The sequence below is a fragment of the Dyella choica genome, from assembly GCF_003977665.1.
GTDB classification, from domain to species: domain Bacteria; phylum Pseudomonadota; class Gammaproteobacteria; order Xanthomonadales; family Rhodanobacteraceae; genus Dyella_B; species Dyella_B choica.
Map to the genome: position 1 here is coordinate 222858 of NZ_RYYV01000002.1, position 6240 is coordinate 229097.

Genomic DNA, 6240 nt, shown 5'->3' on the forward strand with positions numbered 1-6240 from the left:
GGCTACGAAGAACCGATGGCGCCAGAGGCGCCATGCATCAGGATGCGTTTAGTGCGCTGCCGACGCCATGGCCTCAACCAGGCTACGCGGACGCATGTCCTGCCAATGCGCCTCGACATAGTCGAGGCACGGCTGGCGTGCATCCGGACCGAATACCGGCTCCCAGCCAGCGGGAATCTGCGCGAATTGCGGCCAGAGCGAATGCTGGCCTTCATGGTTGACCAGGACGAAAAAGCTGTGCTTTTCGTCGTCGAAGGGGTTCGTCATGACGCTTGCCTCTTTGGATATCCCTGTCGCTGAGTGCAATCCGATAGTTGAGCGGACACCACTCGAAAATCTTTCGCTCATTCTGGCGCATGCCATGAAGGTGGCATGCCTGCGCCGAATGCAAGTTGCGGAGCTTAGGCAGCCGCAGGTTAAGATTTCGTCTTCACATGCTGTCAGGCAAGGATTACAGTTCACAAAAATCGACACAGCCTGGACAGCCGTGATGACTCGGCGCATTCGGGGCGTGCCATCCATCGGCAACGATGCGCGCTGCCGTGTGCCGCCCCGATGCGTGTCACACGAGCGGCGTGACCGCCCCTACGTCGCGTAAGTGGCATTTGTTGCGGAAACAGGTAGGGTCGAATGCGGCTGTGCGTTGACAGCAATAACCCGATCTAAATAGCTACGCTGCTTCCGGCAGTTCCCGCAATTTCGGGACATGGGATGCCGTAATAACGAGGAGTTGAATCAAAAAACCGCCGGTCGCCACCATCAGGCAGCTCCCCGCTCCGAATTGAGTCGCAACGGTCGCTCCGATCGCGGCGCCAAGAGGCCGTGCACCGAAAGTCGCCGTCACAATGAAGGCTGAGACGCGTCCGAGCAGCGCATTCGGCGTCACCGTTTGCCTGACCATCATGGTCGAGATCACCCAAAGGATCGGTCCCGCTCCGAAAAGGAAGAAACTTAGCGCGACCAGCCAGAACGAAGGCCACCAGAGGGTCAGCAGCATGAGCACCGCCGCGCTGAAGCCGCTGATCGGTCCGAGCACGATCATGACACCGAGCGACACACGGCGGGCAAGCACCGGCGCGATCAGCGCACCAATCAGCATGCCTCCACCATAGATGCCAAGCGTGATACCGACGTCAGCCGGCGACATGCCGAGATTCCGCACTGCATAAGCCACGTAGATGGCCTGAATGACGAACCAGCTCGTGTTGAAAAAGACCGCTGTGACAAGCATGGGGCGCAGCAGATCATGCCGGAGTATGAAGCTCGCCCCTTCCTTGAGATCATGCAGCGGATGGCGCTTCGGCTGCTCGGCCCGCTGCTCTTTGGAAAGCCCCGCCAGGGTCATGACTGCGAAAAGCGATAAGACAGCAGCTAGTACATAGGCGGCGGTTACGCCGGTATAACTCACCAGTGCGCCGCCAAGCGCGGGACCAGCCGTATAGGCCGTACTGCGCGCGAGCTCCAGCCATCGATTGGCGTCGGCGAGCCGCAGGCGCGGCACCAGCGAGGGAACCAGTGCAGGTGCAGCGACGTTGTAGCACACGGTGCCTATGGCCCCGACGAAACCGAGTCCGGCTAGCCATGGTAGGTTCAAGGCACTCATCGCCAGCAAACCAACGGTCATCGAAAGCGACAAGGCGCGCAACAATTCTGATCCGACCATCAGCGCCCGACGTGAGGCACGATCGACGGCCATTCCTAGCGGAATGGACAAAAGCAAGAACGGAAGGGTTTGGGCGGTCTGAAGCCATCCGGTTTCGGAGGGCGCCGCGGCGAGCAAGAGAACGGCAACGAGCGGAGCAGCTGCAAGCGCCATCTGCTCGGAGAACTGTGCAAAAAGGTTGGACCAAGCCATGCGCCTGAAGGCCACGGGAAGGGGCGAAACGGAGCCAATCACGGAAATCCCTATAGGGCAATGAATGAGGGACACCGTAATGTCTTTCGCAGGAGCGCAACTATCCGTTTTTTGCCACCTAAGGATGCTCTGATCAAGTCTGCATAAGAACGGTTCCAGGTTGGCTTATCCTTCGCCACAAAACGAAACCTGGAGCCTGAGGTATCCCCACGTTTTTTTAGGCTGACATCCCGCAAAATCGGCGTTACAGGCGTGCCATTTCAGAGCGAATCGTCATTCCGGCGCAGGCCGGAATCCAGTTCAAATACGTCGTGCGGAGCACTCAACTTTAAAAAGGAATGTGTCCTTCGGACGCGTATTTAGACTTGATTCCGGCCTGCGCCGGAATGACGACTCGCCTTAAAACGACCTAAACGTGACATTGGTTTCGTGCGGCAATGACAGCCAAAAAACGCGGGGATACCTCAGACCTGGAGCCGTTATCAAACCTGGAACCGTTATTCAGTACCGTTATCAAGCTCTTGAGCGAACAATCGCTTTTACTTATAGCGATCGGGCACCAGGTCTCCCGTCCATGTGGCATACCCGCCGACTTTCGATGCAAAGGATTGCGGGTAAGGAAAGGCCGCCAGCGACTCGACCGCGCTACCCAGTTTGTACGGCGCACCGGGGTTGGCCTCTTTGTAATCCTTCAATCCGTCGAGCACACCCCGCTGCCCCCAAGCCACCACATAGGGATTCGAAGGCAGCACAGGATGGCCACCTTGTGCTTGCCCCGCTTGCAGTCTTCCAAGCATTTGATCGATCAATTTCTTGGCGGCGTACATCACTGGCGCCGTAATGCAGGCGGGGTCTCCGCTACGGGAAGCCAGGAATCGTATGTACATATAGTGCTCGGCGGCGGCCACATCGTAGTCGTCGTCGTATCTATGCAGCGGATCGCCGCGGAGATCATCTTTCAGGTAATGCCACGCGAGGAAATTAACTCTTTCGGCGGATGGCGACATTTCCCCATTCTTCACCCACAGGTTGACCTTTACGTAATCCTGCGAGCCGTCAATCAGGACTTTCACTCGCTGGTCGTTGACCTTGCTCAGGTTTCCCATCTCGCTCTCCTTAACGTGGCCTAGTGCGCCGCCTTGATGGATGAATCCGCCAACGGGCATCTCCATCCATGAGCATCATCGAAAGATGTTTCGGTACATCCCAACGAACAACGGGAATAGCCAGGAATCGAGCATTCCTGTCATGCGCATGCCTCCCGCGCATGGTTTCCGCCAGACACCATCCCATGGCCGGACTGCGGAATCATTGCAGGCCGTGCGCGCGGCGGCAAGTGGCTTTGGATAGGGCTTTCAATCGTTCTGTGAGCCCAACCCCAGATCCAGTCTGCCGTAGCACACAGCCAAATACACGCCGTGACAAAGCTTGTAAACGTACTGTAACGATCGTTCGTGGTCTCAAGGATGACGGTGCCTCGCAAGCGCATTCATGACGAAGCCGCCTGCTCTACCAACACGATCCCATTCTGACGATTCCTGACGGCAGCCCTGATCCGCCAGAAATACATCGCGCCAATGGCGCCTTCGAACAATGAACCCACGACCCAGCAGGTGGGGAGAAAGCTGGCGCTCCCTGTGTGTGCAGACACCAGCACATAAGTGACGGGAATGCTCAGCGCCCACATCAGCAAGAGTCGGGTCAGGAACAGGAATCGGGTGAGGCCCATGCTTTCCAGTACCGAAGCGCCGGTCATGGAGAAAGCAAACGCGAGCGAATAGAGCCACAGCACACGCACGGTCGCGACGGACACCTGCTGGATCTCTTCCCCTTTGTCGTGCAGTCCGAACGGATTGAGCAAAAAATGCGGTGTCGCGATTTGCAGAAAGGAAATGATGGCCAAGTAGGCCAGCTCGATCGCCATCGTCACGAAGAGAAATTTCGATACTTGCGGAAAGTTACCTTCGCCGATGGCATTCCCGCACAGCACGCCGCACCCGATACCCAGCCCGATAAGCGGCACGCCGCCCAGGTAGTTCACCGTCAGGTTGACGTTATTGGCCGCAAGCCCGATGGCTCCAAGACCGGCGACTATCCATACAAAAGCCGCGCTGCCCAGATTGTTGAGGCCGGCGGAGCTGCCGATGACCAGGCCTTTTTTAATTCGCGCAAGCAGTTCGGCCCCCAGTCGAGCGCGTTGCCCGGATAGAACATCGCGCAGTCCCTGCCAAACCTCGCGCGGCATGCAACCCACGTAACAGACCGACATCGTCAACGTGCCGATCAAGGTGCCGATCGCCGAGCCGCGCATGCCGAGCTCCGGCAGGCCATACTTGCCAAACACCAGGCCGACGATCATGCAGATCACCACGGCCTGGCCGATCAGCCCGACCACCAGGGTCACGCGCGTCCGACCGATCCCACTGAAGTACGCCGAAAGCGCCATGTTCAAAGTCATGGCAGCACCGAAGAAAGCCGACCAGAACAGGAACTGCGATTCCAACCGGGTGGTTGCCAAGGGGCGATGGCTCAGGAACGGAATCCGCTCGATCAGCGGCGCCATCAAGCAGAGGATGAGCGCCAACGCAACGCCGACCAGGATGCCTAGCGCAGCCTGATAAGCGGCCTGCGCTTGCCCGGACTTGCCGAACGCCTGCGCTACGCACGAACGGGAAAACCCGGCGAATCCCGTAAAAAAAAGCACGATCGCCATCGCCGTGTGGATCGCCGGCCCGGACGCTTCCAGCGTATCGCTCGAATAGCGCGCCAGGCAGATGCGGTCGACCAGCATCATGATCAGGTTGCCGAGCATCGCCCCCATCAAGGGGGCGGAGACATGCAGGACCTTCCTGGCTACCCGCAGGTAGGAACCATCGTCGTTCGGGTTCAATGTCGTTTCCCCCTTGCGCTCAAGCACGTGATGTGAGCCGCACCGGCACGGCGCTGGGCCCCATGAAGAAGGTCATCACCTGTTGCACCGGCGGCGCCTTGCTATCGAACTCCAGTTCGAAGTTGCGCATGATCATCGAGACAACCATCTTGACCTCGATCAGCGCCAGGAAGCGGCCGGGACACAGGCGCTGGCCGCCGCCGAACGGGAACAGCTTGCGTGACGGATCGTCCTCCGGCTGCGGCTTGTGCTCGAAGATCCAGCGCTCGGGCAGGAACTGCTCATGCTGCGGAAAATGCTTGTCGTCCAGCCCGTCGCCGAAGGTCGTCGGCATGAAGATCACCATGCCCTTGGGAATGAAGGTGTCGGCGACCACGCAGTCGGCTTTGCTGAGCAACCCCAGGAAGGGCGTGGAAGAACGCAGTCGCTGGGTTTCGTTATGCGCCGCATCCAGATAAGGAAACTGCTTCATCTGCTCCCATTCGCGCGACAGCCTGGCATCGCCCAGCACCGCATCGACCTCGGCGGCCAGCTTGGCGGCGGCGAAGGGATTCTGGGCCAGCAGGTTGATCATCCAGGCGATGGAATTGGCGGTGGTGTCGATGCCGCCGACTACGCTGGCGATTGCATTGCTCACCAGGTCCTGGTCGCTGAAGTCCGACTCGGGATCCTCGCTGGCGACGATCATGGCTTCGAGCATATTGGTGGGATCTTCACGCAGATGCGGATGCTGTTGCATGCGTTCACGTGCTTCGTTGATCAGCCTCAGCACAGTCTGCTCGACGTCGTGCGCGGACCTGTCGGCAGCGCGGTCCACCGGCAGCCGGAAGCGGCGCCAATAGGGATACAGCGACGTGCCGCGGCTGGCTAGCCGCCGCATCAAGCTATCCAGGTCGTGCTGCAGTGCGTTGTCCTCGTCGTTCACCACGTCCAGGTCATAGCCCATTGCGATGCCGACGATAATCTCCAACGCCAACGCCTTGAGGTCGCGGTGCAGGTCGACACGCTTGCCGTTCGCCAGGGCGGCCTTCCAGCGCTGAAGCATGCGCTCGGTCATGTTCCCCATGGTGGGAAAGAAGTTGCGGATCACCTCGACGCTCAGGCCGCCCGTCACGAGCTTGCGCTGCTTGCGCCAATCCTCGCCCTCCGCAGTGAAGACACCGCCGACCTTCAGTTCGTTCATGCGCACGCGCAGGCCCCTGCTGCGCTCAAAGCCTTCGGGCCGATCCTTCAGCAGGCTGCCGATCGCCGCACGGTCGGAAACCACCACGATCGGAATGCCGAACGCATTCAGGCGATAAATGGGCCCGTATTCCCGAATGTAGTTCGTCAGCGTCACGTGCCACTGGCTTCCGCGCATCTGCAATTGGTTGCCGAACAGGGGAAGCCCCTTCGGACCAGGCAGATCATCGACCGTGCGCGAGTACTTCAACCCGCCGGTGTCTTGCACATCCCGTTCAGCGACTTCGGTGTTCGAGTTCATGATGATCTTCCT

The 6240-nt window shown here is 59.3% G+C and carries 5 protein-coding genes; all 5 read right to left on the minus strand.

What is annotated here, in order from left to right; genetic code table 11:
• Positions 1-48: 48 nt before the first annotated feature.
• The 5 genes from EKH80_RS03610 to EKH80_RS03630 all read right to left on the minus strand — a co-directional run bounded on the left by EKH80_RS03610 (position 49) and on the right by EKH80_RS03630 (position 6228).
• Positions 49-267 carry an MbtH family protein gene (locus tag EKH80_RS03610; RefSeq protein WP_126683358.1) on the minus strand — a complete coding sequence of 73 codons (219 nt, stop codon included), beginning with the start codon at positions 265-267 and terminating at the stop codon, positions 49-51.
• Between the two features lie 403 nt (positions 268-670).
• Positions 671-1930, minus strand: coding sequence for an MFS transporter (locus EKH80_RS03615; protein WP_329955465.1), 1260 nt, complete (start codon positions 1928-1930; stop codon positions 671-673).
• 464 nt (positions 1931-2394) lie between these two features.
• Positions 2395-3027, minus strand: coding sequence for a hypothetical protein (locus EKH80_RS03620; protein ID WP_126683360.1), 633 nt, complete (start codon positions 3025-3027; stop codon positions 2395-2397).
• A 317-nt stretch (positions 3028-3344) separates the two neighbouring features.
• On the minus strand, positions 3345-4745 hold the full coding sequence (locus EKH80_RS03625) for an MATE family efflux transporter (RefSeq protein WP_230473397.1): 1401 nt from the start codon (positions 4743-4745) through the stop codon (positions 3345-3347).
• Between the two features lie 19 nt (positions 4746-4764).
• The gene (locus EKH80_RS03630) at positions 4765-6228 is read right to left on the minus strand and encodes a cytochrome P450 (protein ID WP_126683361.1); all 1464 of its coding nucleotides are present in this window, start codon (positions 6226-6228) and stop codon (positions 4765-4767) included.
• Positions 6229-6240: the final 12 nt, after the last annotated feature.

Coding starts and splice junctions, on each gene's coding strand:
- EKH80_RS03610 (WP_126683358.1), bottom strand. CDS start 267: ATGACGAACCCCTTCGACGACGAAAAGCACAGCTTTTTCGTCCTGGTC.
- EKH80_RS03620 (WP_126683360.1), bottom strand. CDS start 3,027: ATGGAGATGCCCGTTGGCGGATTCATCCATCAAGGCGGCGCACTAGGC.
- EKH80_RS03630 (WP_126683361.1), bottom strand. CDS start 6,228: ATGAACTCGAACACCGAAGTCGCTGAACGGGATGTGCAAGACACCGGC.